Below are 14958 nucleotides of genomic sequence, written 5' to 3' on the forward strand. Positions count from 1 at the left end.
GCGCGTGGCCGCTCGCGGCGGCTGAAGATGGAGCCCGGGGTTACTGCGGCCCGGCACATACAGTCTAACCGAGGCTCAGCGCAGGACATTCCCGTGGTGGACAATCCGGATGTCGTGCGTCTGGGCACGGCCGGGGTCGTAGGCTCGGCGCATGGCACTGCGATTCGCGCTGATGATCGATCCGCTCGCGGCGGACCAGACCGCTCCCGACCTGGCGACGACCTTCACGGCCGTCGATCCCGCGGCTCCCGCCCTGACCGTCGGTGAGCTCAGCACACAGCGCGGCGACGGCATCTTCGAGTCCATCGGCGTGGTGGGCGGCCACCCGCAGGAGGTCGAAGCCCACCTGGAACGCCTCGTGCATTCGGCGCGCCTGTGCGACCTTCCCGAGCCCAACGTGGCGCAGTGGCGAGCGGCGGTCGCCATCGCGGCATCCGAGTGTGGCGAGGGGGAGGGCGTCGTCAAGCTCATCCTCAGCCGCGGTGTCGAGCATGGGCCGACACCGACCGCATGGGCGACCGCCGCGACCGCCGCCGACTTCAGCCTGGCCCGCACGGAGGGCATCCGCGTCGTCACTCTCGACCGCGGGTACGCCATCGATGCGCCGGCGCGTGCGCCGTGGCTGCTGCTCGGCGCGAAGACGCTGTCGTACGCCGTGAACATGGCCGCGTTGCGTGAGGCTCACCGGCGCGACGCCGACGACGCGGTGTTCCTGAGCTCTGACGGTTTCGTGCTCGAAGCGCCGACGGCGTCGCTGATCCTCCAGCGCGGCGACACGTTCATCACCCCCGCGCCTAACGGCGCCATCCTGCACGGAACGACGCAGCTGAGCCTCTTCGAGCACCTCGCGGCGCGCGGCTTCGAGACCGCGTACGAGACGATCCCGGTCGATGAGCTGCGCCGAGCGGATGCCGCGTGGCTCGTGTCGAGCGTGCGCCTGGCGGCGCCGATCCGTCAGCTCGACGGCGCCGACCTGACCGTGGACGCCGAGTTCACGGCATCCCTCAACGACTACCTGCTCTCGCCCCGCGACTGACCCGGGGGAAGCCGCGCCGGAAACGACGACGCGCCGGGCGAGGGAGGCCTCGCACCGGCGCGTCGCGCGTTCAGGGGTGGGTCACCCGAAGCGGCCCGAGACGTAGTCCTCGGTCGCCTGCACGGACGGGGTGGTGAAGATCGACGTCGTGTCGTCGTACTCGATGAGCTTGCCCGGCTTGCCGGTGCCGGCGATGTTGAAGAACGCGGTCTTGTCGGAGACGCGCGATGCCTGCTGCATGTTGTGCGTGACGATGACGATCGTGTACTCGCTCTTGAGCTCTTCGATCAGCTCCTCGATCGCGAAGGTCGAGATCGGGTCGAGGGCCGAGCAGGGCTCGTCCATCAGCAGGACGTCGGGCGAGACGGCGATCGCGCGGGCGATGCACAGACGCTGCTGCTGACCGCCCGACAGGCCCGAGCCGGGCTTCTCGAGCCGGTCCTTGACCTCGTTCCACAGGTTGGCGCCGCGCAGCGACTTCTCGACCAGGGCGTCGGCGTCGGACTTCGAGATGCGCTTGTTGTTCAGCTTCACGCCGGCCAGCACGTTCTCGCGGATCGACATCGTGGGGAAGGGGTTGGGGCGCTGGAAGACCATGCCGATCTGCCGGCGCACGAGCACCGGGTCGACGCCGGGGCCGTACAGGTCGTCGCCGTCGAGCAGCACGCTGCCCTCGACACGACCACCCGGGATGACCTCGTGCATGCGGTTCAGGGTGCGCAGGAAGGTGGACTTGCCACAGCCGGACGGACCGATGAAGGCCGTGACGCTGCGGGGCTCGATGTGCAGCGAGACGCCTTCGACGGCCAGGAAGTCGCTGTAGTAGACGTTGAGGTCGTTGACCTCGATGCTCTTGGACACTGGTTGTTTCCTCTAACTGGCTTCGGGTTGCCGGGTCAGCGACCGAACTTGGGGGCGAACCGCTTCGCGACGAATCGCGCGACGAGGTTCAGCACCATGACGATGATGATCAGGGTGAGGGCACCGGCCCAGGCCCGCTGCATGGCGGCCTCGATGTTGGTGCCCGGGTTCTGGAACTGGTCGAAGACGAACACCGGCAGCGTCATCATCGGCTGCGAGGTGAGGTCCATGTTGAGCGAGTTCGTGAAGCCCGCGGTGAGCAGCAGGGGCGCCGTCTCACCGATGACGCGCGAGATCGACAGCATGATGCCGGTCGTGATGCCGGCGATCGAGGTAGGCAGCACGACCTTGAGGATCGTGAGCCACTTCGGCACGCCCAGCGCGTACGACGCCTCGCGCAGCTCGTTGGGAACCAGCCGCAGCATCTCTTCGCTCGAGCGCACGACGACCGGGATCATCAGCACCGACAGAGCCAGCGCGCCCATGAGGCCGGTGTTGTTGCCGGGACCGATGATCAGGGCGACCAGCGCGACGATGAACAGACCGGCGACGATCGAGGGGATGCCGGTCATGACGTCGACGAAAAACGTGATGGCCTTCGCCAGCCGGCCGCGGCCGTACTCCACGAGGTAGATCGAGGTCATGAGGCCGATCGGCACCGAGATCAGCGCGGCGACGGCCGTGATGAGGAGCGTGCCCCAGATCGCGTGCAGTGCGCCGCCGCCCTCGCCCACGACGCTGCGCATGGTCCAGCTGAAGAACGTCGCGTCGAAGCGCGAGAGTCCGTTGACGACGACGGTGTACAGCAGCGACACCAGGGGCAGCAGCACGATGAGGAACGCGATGCTGACCACGACGGTGGCGAGGCGGTTCACGGCGTGACGGCGCGACTCGACGATGGCCGAGAGGGTCACGAGCCCGATCGCGAAGATCACGGCGGCGACCAGGGCCGCGCCGGCGATGTTGAAGTCAGCGAGGTCGTTGCCGAGGTTCAGGACCGTGAAGATCAGGATGCTGATGAGTGCGCTGATGCCGAGCAAGGCCCACGGCATCCAGACCGGCAGGCGTCCCGCGGTCAGCGAGGACTGGCCTGAGCGGGCCGCGCCGGACGGGCGCGGCGGGCGAACGGCGGTGGTGGTCATCAGTTCGCTCCAGAGAACTCGGCGCGGCGGTTGACGATCCACCGGGCGATGGCGTTGACGGCGAAGGTCACGATGAACAGGATCAGACCCGTCGCGATGAGGACGTTCGTGCCGGTCCCGTAGGCCTCACCGAAGTTGAGGGCGATGTTCGCGGGGATCGGGGTGGGGTTGCTCGAGGTGAGCACCTGGAAGCTGACGACGCCCGTGGCCGAAAGCACCATCGTCACTGCCATGGTCTCGCCGAGCGCGCGCCCGAGGGCGAGCATCGCGGCCGACACCATGCCGCCGCGACCGAACGGGAAGACGCTCATGCGGATCATCTCCCAGCGCGTGGCGCCGAGGGCGAGCGCGGCCTCTTCGTGCAGCTTCGGGGTCTGCAGGAAGACCTCGCGGCAGATGGCGGTCATGATCGGCAGGATCATGACCGCGAGCACGAGGGATGCCGTCAGGATCGTGCGACCGGTCGGCGAAGGCTGACCCGAGAACACGACGATCCAGCCGCCGCGCTCGTTGAGCTCGACGTAGAACGGCTGCAGGATCCGCGAGAACACCAGCGCGCCCCACAGGCCGTAGACGACCGAGGGGATGGCGGCGAGCAGGTCGACGACGTAGCCGATGATCGAGGCCAGCCGGCGCGGCGCGTAGTGCGAGATGAAGAGGGCGACGCCGATGCTCAGGGGTGCCGCGACCAGCAGCGCCATGAACGACGCCCAGATGGTGCCAAAGACGAACGGCCAGACGTACTGCAGGAAGGGCGTTCCATTGAGGAACTGCGTGCCTTCCGGGTCTGCGGTGAGCGCGGGGATGCTCTGCGCGATGAGGAAGAAGGTGACGGCGGCCAGGACCGCCAGGATGACGATACCGGCGCCGAGCGCGGTACCGGAGAAGGCGACGTCACCGGGACGCTTCTTCGCCTTCGTCGTGACCGGCGCCGAGGTCTCGGCAGCCGGGGGAGCTGAGGTGGTCATCTTCTCCTCTGTGATTCGTTATCTCCGCGCGAAGCCGGGTGGCGCCGAAACTGGCACCACCCGGCTCGCATGGGGTGTCTTACTCAGCGGTGCCGATCAGGGCGATGGCCTCCGTGACCTGCGAGCGCAGGTCCTCCGACAGCGGAGCGGAGCCCGCGGCCTCGGCGGCAGCGTTCTGGCCGTCTTCGCTGGCGACGTACTCGAAGTAGCTGCGGACGATGTCGGCGGTCGCCTCGTCCTCGTACTGCTCGCACGCGATGAGGTAGCTCACCAGAGCGATCGGGTAGGCGCCCGCGGGAGCGGCGGCCGGGTCGATCTCGAAGACGAGGTCGCCCGCGCCACGGCCCTCGGCCAGCGGCGACGCGGCGACGAGCTGCGCGGCGGCCTCTGCCGAGAACGGAACGAACTCCTCGCCGACGCCGACCGCGACGGTGCCGAAGTCACCGGCGCGCGAAGCGTCGATGTAGCCGATCGTGCCCTCACCGGCGCCGACAGCGGACTCGACGCCCGACGTCTGCTGAGCCGACTCGGAGCGCGTGGTCGAGACGGGCCACTCGTCGCCGTCCTCGTAGGGCCATGCCTCGGGGGCGACCGACGCGAGGTACTCGGTGAAGGTGCCGGTGGTGCCCGACGCGTCGCCGCGGTAGACGGGCGTGATGTTCGTCGAGGGCAGCTCGGCGTCGGGGTTCAGCTCGGCGATGGCCGGGTCGTTCCAGGTCGCGATCTTCTCGTCGAAGATCTGCGCGATCACGTCGGGGGTGAGGTTCAGGGTCTCAACGCCCGGGAGGTTGAAGACGACGGCGACCGGCGAGATGTACGCCGGGATCTCGACGATGTCGGGGGTGACGCAGCTGCCGAACTGGCCGGCGGCGAGCTCCTCCTCGTTGAACGCGCGGTCGGAGCCGATGAAGGCGCTCGAGCCGGCGATGAAGTTCTCGCGGCCGGTGCCCGAACCGGTCGGCTGGTAGTTGATGGTCACGCCGCCGTTAGCGTTCTGGAACTCGGCGGTCCAGGCCTGCTGCGCCGCACCCTGCGACGAGGCGCCGGTCGCGTTGACGGTGCCCGACAGGTTCGAGGCTGCGTCGCCCGAAGCGTCGCCACCCGGGGCGGGCTCGTTGGCGGGGCTGCACGCGGTCAGTGCGAGAGCGGCGACGGCGCCGAGGGCGCCGATCTGGGCGAAACGGGAAAGCTTCACGCTGTGATTCCTTCGGGATAAGGGACTGCCCCTGGTGCAGGGCACGTGGAGACCGTAGAGACCGTCCCTTACGAGAGTGCGCTGTCGGGGTGAACAGAAGGTGAACGGCATCCGTGCGACCGGCGTGAGGGATGCCGCCGAGCGCGCAAGCCGTTCACCTGAGGGCACTACGGTGTGCGCCATGTCGAAGAGTGCGAAGCAGGAACGCGCGGCACGCGAGGCGGTCGACGAGACCGCGGCGGCCGCGAAGAGCGCGAAGAAGACGGCGAAGAAACTTCCCAAGAAAATCGCCCGACCGCTGAACGCCGCCATCGACGACGCCCGCGACGCCGCCGACGTGTCGAAGAAGAAGGTGCGCTCATCGCCGAAGAAGGTCGCCAAGCGGGCGCGCGCCGCCGCTGCGCGTCTCGAGAAGGCGGTCGCGACGGCGGTGCAGCGTGCGGCCGAGAAGGCGCGCCTGCGCGAACAGGCTGAGCAGGCCGACGCAGCCGCTCGCCGCGCCGAAGACGAGGCGGCAGCCGCCAAGGCGGAGTCGAAGGCACGCCGCCGCGCTGCAGCGGAGGCCGAGAAAGCCGCCGCCCGTGCCGAGCTCGCCGCCCGCGAAGCGGACGACGAACTGGCGGCTGCGCTGGGCGAGCCGGGTGCGGACGCCCCCGAGGACACTCCCGACAGCCACGGCGTGACCGATCCGCTCGATGACTCCGCGCCGTCCGTGCGGGCGGTCGACGATCTGGACGCACCGCTGTCGGCTCTCACCGTGGCACAGCTGCGGGAGCGGGCGCGCGAGGCGGGTCTGACGGGCTACTCGCGCTTGCCGAAGGCGCAGCTCGTCGAGCGGCTCTCCGGACGGTGACGGCCACGGTGCAGCGCGCGCTCGACCGGCGCGCCGAGACTCCGCCCGAACGCACACTGCTCGATGTCCTGCGGGCGACGACCGAGCGTCATCCCGAGGCCTCGGCCCTCGATGACGGATCGGGGGCGCTGAGCTTTCGCGAACTGATGGCGCGGGTGGGTGGCCTCGCCGCTCGCCTGCACGAGGCCGGTGTGCGGCGCGGCGACCGCATCGGCATCCGGATGCCGTCCGGTTCGAAGGAGCTGTACCTCTCGATCCTCGGCGTGCTCGCAGCGGGGGCGGCGTACGTGCCCGTCGACGCGGACGACCCGGACGAGCGCGCACGCCTGGTCTTCGGCGAAGCAGCTGTGCGCGGCATCATCGGCGGCACCGGGGAGTATGTGCCCGCCGAGACCGCGGCCGCGGCCGACCGAGCCGGTGACGCGAATAGCCATGACGCGGATGCCGGTGATGCGGCATCCGACGGCCGGGGTGCGCTGTTCGCGGGAGAGGCGCCCCACCCGTCGACGCATGCGGTCGTGACCGTGCCGCAGCCGCGACCCGACGACGACGCGTGGGTCATCTTCACCTCCGGCTCGACCGGCGTGCCCAAGGGCGTGGCGGTGTCGCACCGCTCCGCCGCCGCGTTCGTCGACGCCGAGGCGCGGCTGTTCGTGCAGGCCGCACCGCTCGGTCCCGGCGACCGCGTGCTCGCGGGGCTGTCGGTGGCTTTCGATGCGTCGTGCGAGGAGATGTGGCTCGCGTGGCGTCATGGCGCATGCCTCGTGCCCGCGCCGCGTTCGCTCGTGCGCTCGGGGGAGGACCTGGCGCCGTGGCTGCTGCGCCAGGGCATCACCGTGGTCTCGACGGTCCCGACGCTCGCGGCGATGTGGCCGCCCGCCCTCATCGAGAATGTCCGGCTGCTCATCTTCGGCGGCGAGGCCTGCCCACCCGAGCTGGCGGCGCGGCTGGCCTCGGACGACCGCGAGGTCTGGAACACCTACGGCCCGACCGAGGCGACGGTCGTGGCGTGCGCTGCGCCCCTGACGGGCAGCGGGCCGGTGCGCATCGGCCTGCCCCTCGACGGCTGGGCGCTCGCCGTCGTCGACCGGGAGGGCGCGCCGGTGGCCGAAGGCGGGGTCGGCGAGCTCATCATCGGCGGCGTCGGGCTCGCGCGTTACCTCGACCCGGCGAAGGACGCCGAGAAGTACGCGCCGATGCCTTCACTCGGGTGGGAACGCGCGTACCGCTCGGGCGACCTCGTGCGGTTCGAGAGCGCGGGGCTGCTGTTCCAGGGGCGCGCCGACGACCAGGTCAAGGTCGGGGGACGTCGCATCGAGCTCGGCGAGGTCGAGTCGGCCCTGCAAGATCTGCCGGGCGTCTCGGGCGCGGCCGCCGCGGTCCGCACGACGGATGCCGGTGTGCCGATCCTCGTCGGCTATCTCGCGGCGCCGCCCGATTTCGACCGCCTCGCCGCGCGTGCCGCGCTCGCTGAGCGTCTTCCCGCCCCGATGGTGCCGGTGCTCGCCGTCGTCGACGATCTGCCGGTCCGCACCAGCGGCAAGGTCGACCGTGCGGCGCTGCCGTGGCCGCTGCCGGTGCTCGAGGACGCGCACGCCGATCTGACACCGGCCGAAGCGTGGCTCGCGCAGCAGTGGCAGGCGGTCCTGGGTCTGCCGGTGCCGGGGCCGAAGGCCGACTTCTTCGACCTCGGCGGCGGATCGCTCGCCGCGGCCCAGCTGGTCTCGCTCATCCGCGCTCGTGTGCCGGAGTTCTCGGTCGCCGACATCTACGACCTGCCGCGCCTGGGGGCGATGGCCCGGGCCCTCGGACCGCTTCCGGCCGCCGAGGCCGCGGCCGGCTACCACCGCCCCGAGCCCACGCCCCGCCGCACCCAGTGGGCCCAGACGCTGCTCGGGGTGCCGCCGTTCATCCTGTCGGGGGTGCGCTGGCTGTTGTACCTGCTGACCGCGGCGGCGATCCTGCGCACCAGCCCGGGCTTCGAGGTGCTGCCCGCGGTGCCGTGGCCCGTGCTCGTGGCGGGACTCGTCGTGTTCGCGACGCCGTTCGGGCGGATGGCGATCGCCGTCGTCGCCGCCCGCGTGCTGCTGAGCGGCCTGCGCGCGGGGGACTACCCGCGAGGCGGCGCGACCCACCTCCGCCTGTGGCTCGCCGAGCAGGTCGCCGACCAGATCGACGCCGTGGGCCTCGCGGGGGCGCCGTGGGCGACCCTGTACGCGCGGGCGCTCGGCGCGAAGATCGGACCCGGCGTCGACCTGCACAGCCTGCCGCCGGTGACGGGCATGCTCGAGATCGGCGAGGGAGCGGCCATCGAGCCGGAGGTCGATCTCAGCGGCTACTGGATCGACGGCGACGTCGTCCGCATCGGCGGCATCCGGATCGGCGCGGAAGCGAGCATCGGGGCGCGCAGCACGCTCGCTCCCGGCACCAAGATCGGCCGGCGGGCGGAGATCGCCCCGGGCTCGGCGGTGTTCGGCCGGGTCCGCGCGGACCAGACCTGGGCGGGGTCGCCCGCGGTGCGCGTCGGCGGCACCGCGGAGGACTGGCCGCGTCACCGGGCACCCGCGGCGAAGCGCTGGCTGTGGGCCTACGCCGTCGGCGCCGCCGCGCTGGCGTTGCTGCCGATCGCCTCGTTCGCCGTCGGTGGCCTGGTGCTCGCGCAGGGCATCCGGGGCGCGGAGACACTGGGTGACGCACTCGTCGGATCGTTCGCATGGCTGGTGCCGGCCGTCGTCACGACGGGCCTGGTGTTCGCGTCATCGGTGATCCTGCTCGTGCGTCTGCTGAGCATCGGGCTCACCGAGGGGGTTCACGCCGTCCGCAGCCGGGTCGGGTGGCAGGCCTGGGCGACCGAGCGCCTGCTCGACTCGGCACGGACGGTGCTGTTCCCGATCTACTCGAGCCTCGCGACACCTGTCTGGTTGCGACTGCTGGGCGCGCGCGTGGGCCGCGACGTCGAGGCATCGACGGTCCTGCTGCTGCCGGCGATGACGCGCATCGAAGACGGAGCGTTCCTCGCCGACGACACGATGGTCGCCTCGTACGAGCTGCACGGCGGCTGGATGCGCATCGGACCCGTCCGCATCGGACGCCGCGCGTTCCTGGGCAACTCGGGCATGGCCGCCCCCGGGCACCGTGTACCGCGCGACGGTCTGGTCGCGGTGCTGTCGGCCGCGCCGGCCAAGGCGAAGGCCGGAACGTCGTGGCTGGGCTCACCGGCCGTGCGCCTGCGCCGGCTCGCCTCGGACGCGGACGAGAGCCGCACCTACCGTCCGCCGGCCCGCCTGCGCGTGGCCCGGGCGCTGTGGGAGCTCGGCCGCATCGTGCCGGTCGTCGTCACCTGCGCGGTGGGGCTGCTCGTGCTCTTCGCGCTCGCCGCGCTCACCGCGTGGGCGGGACCGGTCGTCGCCCTGCTGCTGTCGGGCGTGGTCATGCTCGCGGCCGGAGCCGTCGCTGCCGCGATCACGGTCGCGGCGAAGTGGATCATCGTCGGGCCGATCCGTCGCGGCGAGCAGCCGCTGTGGTCGTCGTTCGTCTGGCGCACCGAGGTGTCCGACACCTTCACCGAGATGGTGGCCGCGCCCTGGTTCGCCCGGGCGGCGGCCGGCACTCCGGCCCTCGCGGTCTGGCTGCGGGCTCTCGGGGCGCGCATCGGGCGCGGCGTGTGGTGCGACAGCTACTGGCTGCCCGAGCCCGACTTGGTCGAGCTCGGCGACGGATCCACGGTCAACCGCGGGTGCGTCGTGCAGACCCACCTGTTCCATGATCGAATCATGAGCATGGATGCCGTTCGCCTCGAACCCGGCGCGACGCTCGGGCCCCACAGCGTGATCCTTCCCGCTGCGACGATCGGTGCGCACGCGACGGTCGGTCCCGCGTCTCTCGTCATGCGGGGCGAGAGCGTGCCGGTCGGCTCGCGCTGGAGCGGCAACCCCATCGGCCCCTGGCGTGCGGTCACCGTCCGCGCCTACCAGTCGACGTCGTGACGGCCGCCGCCGCGACCGATCCCTACGCTCCGCAATCGGGGGACGGCTCGTACGACGTCGAGGCCTACGATCTCGACCTGACCTACCGTGTGCGCACCAACCGATTGTCGGGCGTAGCCGTCATCGACGCGGTGGCGCGCGAAGACATCTCGGCCGTTCACGTCGACCTCGTCGGGCTCCGCGTCGAGCGGGTCGAGGTCGACGGTGCGCGGGTGCGCACGACGCGGCAGGGTCCGCGTCGGTTGCGCATCGGACTGCCGAGCGAGGTCGTCGCGGGCGATCGGTTCCGCCTGCGCATCGCCTACGCCGGTGCGCCGGCTCCACGACGCTCGCGCTGGGGCGCGATCGGGTGGGAGGAGCTGACCGACGGCGCGCTCGTCGCCGGTCAGCCCACCGGCGCCCCCACCTGGTTCCCGTGCAACGACAGGCCCGACGCCCGCGCGCCGATGCGTCTGACCGTCTCGACCGACGCCGACTACGCCGTGGTCGCGACCGGCGTCACGGCGCCCCCAGTGCGGTCTGGGGCGCTGCGCACCTGGACCTTCACGTCGAGCGTGCCGGTCGCGACGTACCTCGCGGCGGTGCACATCGGCCACTACGTCGACCAGCTGCTCGCGGGCCTGGTGCCCGTGCGCGTGGCCTTCCCGGTCGAGCACCGCGCCGCCGTGCAGCGGGCCTTCGCGCCGGTCCCCGCGATGCTCGACCTGTTCGGCGACCTCTTCGGGCCCTACCCGCAAGAGACGTGCGCGCTCGTGGTGACAGGCGACGAGCTGGAGATACCGCTCGAGGCTCAGGGCCTCGCCGTCTTCGGCGTGAATCACCTCGTCCCCGACGAGCAGCGGCTCATCGCGCACGAGCTGGCGCACCAGTGGTTCGGCAACAGCGTCGGCATCGCGGCCTGGCGCGACATCTGGCTCAACGAGGGCTTCGCCTGCTACGCCGAGTGGCTGTGGTCCGAGCGCGCGGGGGGTCCCACCGCCGCGCAGTGCGCAGCCGAGCATCACGCGCGGCTCGCCGCCCTTCCGCACGACCTGCTGCTGCGCGATCCCGGACCCGACCTCATGTTCGACGACCGCGTGTACAAGCGGGGCGCGCTCGCCCTGCATGCGCTGCGGTCGACGATGGGCGATGCCCCGTTCTTCGACCTCGTGCGCGCGTGGACGCAGCGTCACCGACACGCCCTCGTGAGCACGGACGACTTCCGAGAGCTCGTCGTCGAGCGGGCCGGCGAGCCGGCGGCATCCGTTCTCAGCGCATGGATCGATCGGATGCCGCTTCCGCCGCTGTCGCCAGGCTGATCACGAGCTCGGCGGGGCCCGCGACCTCCTGGATGCGCAGCGCTCCCGGCCGTCCGGGCACGTGCGCGAGCCAGTCGTCGCCGACGGGGATGAGTCGCACGGTAGCGGGATCGACGCGCAGACCCCGGCCGTCCGCCTTGAGCGCAGCCTCGACGCGCGTCCAGGTCGCGGCATCCGCCTTGTCGTCGCCCAGCGCGGTGCGCAGGCGGAGCCGTGCCGCGGGGTCGAGCGCGCGGAGTTCCGCATCGATCGCGAAGGCCCCGCGGCCCGCAGCGGTGGCGGCGATCGCCCACCCGCCCGCGTAGCTGACCGACACCGCGACGTCGACCGGCGCGCCGGCGTCGGTCGCCCGCGCCGGACCGTGCGCTCCGCCACACCGCGGACACACCCGTCCGATGCGGGGGACCCGGATGCCGCGATCCCGCAGCGACGCGATGAGCAGCTCGTCGGCGATGCGACGCCGGTCCTCACCCGGAGTCACGCGACGCCAGCGCACATCGGGTGCTGCGAGCATCAGACGGGGGTCAGATGCGTCTCGATCGCGACGATGCCGGCGCCGGGATTTGTTCGCGGCAAATGCACGACCGAGAACGCGCCGGTCTCGAGCGCGGAAGCGCTGCCGAGGTACGACCCGCGCAGAGTGCCGGTCGCGAGCGCCATCTCGCTGAGCAGGTCGGGGAGCACGGGGCCGTGCGTGCACAGCACGACGGGCTTGCGGGCTCGGACGCGTTCGCCGACGACGCCACGGACATCGGCCTGGCCCTGCTCCCACGCGTCCTGCGAGAGCGCGCGGGACCGATCGACCCGCTTGCTGATCGCGGCCGCGAGCGGCGCGACGGTGCGCAGGCACCGCTGGGCGTCGGACGAGACGATGCGGCGCACGCCGAAGGCGATCAGCGGACCGACGATCGCGTGCGCCTGCTTCTTGCCGCGCGGTGACAGCGGACGCGCGGCATCCTCACCGTCCCAGTCGTCGCGCGAGACAGCTTTGCCGTGGCGCAGGGCGATGAGGGGGAAGGTGTCGATGGCCTGCTCGTCGACCAGACGCACGAACTCGTCGAGGATCTCGATGTCGACCGGGTAGCTCAGTCGGCTGCGCGCCTTCTTCAGCCCCATCCACTCGAGCGCCGCGATCTCTTTGTTCGGCACGAACGACGACACCCGGATCGCCAGCTCGGTCGCCTCGGCGGCCCAGTAGTGGACGATCTTCTGCTTCTTGCTCGGCAGGCGATACTTCGAGACGCCGACGGGCGGTCCGAGCCGGACGGCGATGCCTGTCTCTTCACGGATCTCGCGCACCGCCGTCTCGGCGAGCATCTCACCGGGCTCGACCTTGCCCTTGGGCAGCGTCAGGTCGCGGTACTTCGTGCGGTGGATGATGAGCACCTTGACCTTGCCGTCGACCCACCGCCAGACGACGCCCCCGGCCGCGTACACCGCGGTGTCGGTCATCGCACCGCCCGGGCCCGGCGCCGGCGCTGCACCTGCGCCATCGTGCGGTCCTGGAGGTCGACGAGCGGCTTGCCGTCCTCGTCGAACGCGTGCCGCGTCCAGACACCGCCGTCGCCGAGGTGCCACGAGCTCGTCGCGTCGCTCATCGCGAGGTCGAACAGCGTCGTGAGCTCCTTGACGTGGGCGGGCGCGATGACGCGCACCAGAGCCTCGACCCGGCGGTCGAGGTTGCGGTGCATCATGTCGGCACTGCCGATGAAGGCCACCGGGTCACCGTCGTTGTCGAAGGCGAAGATGCGCGAGTGCTCGAGGTAGCGGCCCAGGATCGAGCGGACGGTGATGTTGTCGGTGACACCGGGGAGGTCGGTGCGCAGCGAGCAGATGCCGCGCACCCATACGTCAACGCGCACGCCGGCCTGGCTCGCGCGGTACAGCGCGTCGATGATCTGCTCGTCGACCATCGAGTTGACCTTGATGCGGATGTGTGCCGGCTTGCCGTCCAGCGCGTTGCGGCGCTCGGCCTCGATGTGACGCAGCAGCCCCTTCCGCAGGTGCAGGGGGGCGACCAGCAGTCGCTTGAACTTCTTCTCGATCGCGTAGCCGCTGAGCTCGTTGAACAGGCGGGTGAGGTCGCGGCCCACCTGTTCGTCGCTCGTGAACAGGCCGAAATCCTCGTAGAGGCGACTGGTCTTGGGGTTGTAGTTGCCCGTGCCGATGTGGCTGTAACTGCGGAGCGCGCCGTCCTCTTCGCGGATGACGTGCAGCAGCTTGCAGTGGGTCTTGAGTCCGACCAGGCCGTAGACGACGTGGACGCCCGCCTTCTCGAGCTTGCGCGCCCACACGATGTTCGCCGCCTCGTCGAAGCGGGCCTTCACCTCGACCAGGGCGAGCACCTGCTTGCCGCGCTCTGCGGCGTCGATCAGCGCCTGCACGATGGGGCTGTCGCCCGAGGTGCGGTAGAGCGTCTGCTTGATCGCCAGCACATGCGGGTCGCGCGCCGCCTGCTCGAGGAACGCCACGACGCTCGTCGTGAACGACTCGTAGGGGTGGTGCACGAGCACGTCACCGGCGCGGATGGCGCCGAAGAAGTCGGTGCGGCCGTTCTGCTCGGCCGGCTGGAACGCCGTCGCCGTCGTGGGCACGTGCGGCTTGTACCGCAACTCGGGGCGGTCGATGCGCGACAGGTCGAACAGGCCGCGAAGATCGAGCAGACCGGGAAGGCGGTAGACCTCCTGGTCGGTGATGTCGAGCTCGCCCAGCAGCAGGTCGAGGGTCACGTCATCCATGTCCTCGGTGACCTCGAGGCGGATCGGCGGGCCGAACCGGCGACGCAGCAGCTCCGCTTCGAGGGCCTGGATGAGGTTCTCGGTCTCGTCCTCCTCGATCACCACGTCCTCGTTGCGGGTGAGGCGGAAGGTGTGGTGCTGCAGGATCTCCATCCCGGGGAAGAGGTCCTCGAGGTTGTTGGCGATCAGATGCTCGAGCGGCAGGTACCGCTTGACGCTGGTGCCGGTGTTGAGCTCGACGAAGCGCGGCAGCATCGGCGGCACCTTCAGACGCGCGAACTCCTGCCGGCCCGTCTTGGCGTTGCGGATGCGGATGGCGAGGTTGAGCGACAGGCCCGAGATGTAGGGGAACGGGTGCGCCGGGTCGACCGCCAGCGGCATCAGGACGGGGAAGACCTGAGCCTGGAAGTAGTCGTAGAGCCGGCCGCGCTCGGAATCGTCGAGATCCTCCCAGCCGACGATCTCGATACCCGCCTCCGCGAGCGCGGGCTGCACCATGTCGCCCCAGACGCTGGCGTGCCGCAGCTGCAGGGCGTGCGCCTCGGACGAGATGTCGGAGAGCACCTCCTGCGGCGCGCGCCCGACGTTGGTGGGCACCGCGAGGCCGGTGACGATGCGGCGCTTGAGGCCGGCGACCCGCACCATGAAGAACTCGTCGAGGTTGCTGGCGAAGATGGCGAGGAAGTTCGCGCGCTCGAGCACCGGCAGCGTCGGGTCTTCGGCCAGCTCGAGCACACGCTGGTTGAACGCCAGCCAGCTCAGCTCGCGATCGGTGTAGCGGTGGTCGGGCAGCTCCGCGTCGACGTCCTCGACGGCCGGGTCGAAGTCGTCGTCGTCTGCGTCTCCCAGACCGGAGTCCAGCGCCTCGGTGTCGATCATCC

General features: G+C 70.9%; 11 protein-coding genes. 4 read left to right on the forward strand and 7 right to left on the reverse strand.

Going from position 1 to position 14958, the window contains the following annotated elements; translation table 11 throughout:
- The first annotated feature begins 151 nt into the window (after window positions 1-151).
- Window positions 152-1036, forward strand: a complete 885-nt coding sequence (locus tag JOF37_RS14395) for an aminodeoxychorismate lyase (protein ID WP_210007446.1) — start codon at window positions 152-154, stop codon at window positions 1034-1036.
- A gap of 81 nt (window positions 1037-1117) precedes the next feature.
- On the opposite strand, the gene pstB is transcribed toward JOF37_RS14395, so the two are convergent.
- From pstB to JOF37_RS14415, 4 genes are all read right to left on the reverse strand, one after another.
- Window positions 1118-1897, reverse strand: a complete 780-nt coding sequence (gene pstB, locus JOF37_RS14400; protein ID WP_210007447.1) for a phosphate ABC transporter ATP-binding protein PstB — start codon at window positions 1895-1897, stop codon at window positions 1118-1120.
- A 35-nt stretch (window positions 1898-1932) separates the two neighbouring features.
- The gene (gene pstA / locus JOF37_RS14405) at window positions 1933-3039 is read right to left on the reverse strand and encodes a phosphate ABC transporter permease PstA (protein ID WP_210007448.1); all 1107 of its coding nucleotides are present in this window, start codon (window positions 3037-3039) and stop codon (window positions 1933-1935) included.
- Window positions 3039-4007, reverse strand: a complete 969-nt coding sequence (gene pstC, locus JOF37_RS14410) for a phosphate ABC transporter permease subunit PstC (protein WP_210007449.1) — start codon at window positions 4005-4007, stop codon at window positions 3039-3041. Before pstC ends, pstA begins: the two co-directional genes overlap by 1 nt.
- Before the next feature lie 79 nt (window positions 4008-4086).
- Window positions 4087-5202, reverse strand: a complete 1116-nt coding sequence (locus JOF37_RS14415; protein WP_210007450.1) for a phosphate ABC transporter substrate-binding protein PstS — start codon at window positions 5200-5202, stop codon at window positions 4087-4089.
- Between the two features lie 181 nt (window positions 5203-5383).
- Between JOF37_RS14415 and JOF37_RS14420 the strand changes: the two genes are divergently transcribed.
- Genes JOF37_RS14420 through JOF37_RS14430 form a run of 3 tightly spaced genes read left to right on the forward strand, consistent with a single transcriptional unit; the run spans window position 5384 to window position 11339 of the window.
- Entirely contained in the window at window positions 5384-6055 is a 672-nt protein-coding gene (locus JOF37_RS14420) for a Rho termination factor N-terminal domain-containing protein (protein WP_245338180.1), read from the forward strand.
- The gene (locus tag JOF37_RS14425; protein ID WP_210007452.1) at window positions 6052-10041 is read left to right on the forward strand and encodes a Pls/PosA family non-ribosomal peptide synthetase; all 3990 of its coding nucleotides are present in this window, start codon (window positions 6052-6054) and stop codon (window positions 10039-10041) included. The genes JOF37_RS14420 and JOF37_RS14425 overlap by 4 nt, the downstream gene beginning before the upstream one ends.
- Complete coding sequence (locus JOF37_RS14430; protein ID WP_210007453.1) at window positions 10038-11339, forward strand: M1 family metallopeptidase; 1302 nt, start codon at window positions 10038-10040, stop codon at window positions 11337-11339. The genes JOF37_RS14425 and JOF37_RS14430 overlap by 4 nt, the downstream gene beginning before the upstream one ends.
- On the opposite strand, the gene JOF37_RS14435 is transcribed toward JOF37_RS14430, so the two are convergent.
- From JOF37_RS14435 to JOF37_RS14445, 3 genes are read right to left on the reverse strand one after another with little or no spacing between them, the layout of a single operon-like run.
- Window positions 11290-11853 carry a 4'-phosphopantetheinyl transferase family protein gene (locus tag JOF37_RS14435; RefSeq protein ID WP_210007454.1) on the reverse strand — a complete coding sequence of 188 codons (564 nt, stop codon included), beginning with the start codon at window positions 11851-11853 and terminating at the stop codon, window positions 11290-11292. The two genes, JOF37_RS14430 and JOF37_RS14435, sit on opposite strands and share 50 nt — an antisense overlap.
- On the reverse strand, window positions 11853-12791 hold the full coding sequence (locus tag JOF37_RS14440) for an NUDIX hydrolase (RefSeq protein WP_210007455.1): 939 nt from the start codon (window positions 12789-12791) through the stop codon (window positions 11853-11855). Before JOF37_RS14440 ends, JOF37_RS14435 begins: the two co-directional genes overlap by 1 nt.
- Complete coding sequence (locus tag JOF37_RS14445; RefSeq protein ID WP_210007456.1) at window positions 12788-14956, reverse strand: RNA degradosome polyphosphate kinase; 2169 nt, start codon at window positions 14954-14956, stop codon at window positions 12788-12790. The genes JOF37_RS14440 and JOF37_RS14445 overlap by 4 nt, the downstream gene beginning before the upstream one ends.
- Between the last annotated feature and the right edge of the window lie 2 nt (window positions 14957-14958).

This window comes from Microbacterium imperiale (genome assembly GCF_017876655.1).
Taxonomy (GTDB): domain Bacteria; phylum Actinomycetota; class Actinomycetes; order Actinomycetales; family Microbacteriaceae; genus Microbacterium; species Microbacterium imperiale.

What these genes read in the sequence shown, in the direction of transcription:
- JOF37_RS14395 (WP_210007446.1), top strand. Translation starts at nt 152, where the DNA reads ATGGCACTGCGATTCGCGCTGATGATCGATCCGCTCGCGGCGGACCAG.
- pstA (WP_210007448.1), bottom strand. Translation starts at nt 3,039, where the DNA reads ATGACCACCACCGCCGTTCGCCCGCCGCGCCCGTCCGGCGCGGCCCGC.
- pstC (WP_210007449.1), bottom strand. Translation starts at nt 4,007, where the DNA reads ATGACCACCTCAGCTCCCCCGGCTGCCGAGACCTCGGCGCCGGTCACG.
- JOF37_RS14420 (WP_245338180.1), top strand. Translation starts at nt 5,384, where the DNA reads ATGTCGAAGAGTGCGAAGCAGGAACGCGCGGCACGCGAGGCGGTCGAC.
- JOF37_RS14435 (WP_210007454.1), bottom strand. Translation starts at nt 11,853, where the DNA reads ATGCTCGCAGCACCCGATGTGCGCTGGCGTCGCGTGACTCCGGGTGAG.
- JOF37_RS14440 (WP_210007455.1), bottom strand. Translation starts at nt 12,791, where the DNA reads ATGACCGACACCGCGGTGTACGCGGCCGGGGGCGTCGTCTGGCGGTGG.
- JOF37_RS14445 (WP_210007456.1), bottom strand. Translation starts at nt 14,956, where the DNA reads ATGATCGACACCGAGGCGCTGGACTCCGGTCTGGGAGACGCAGACGAC.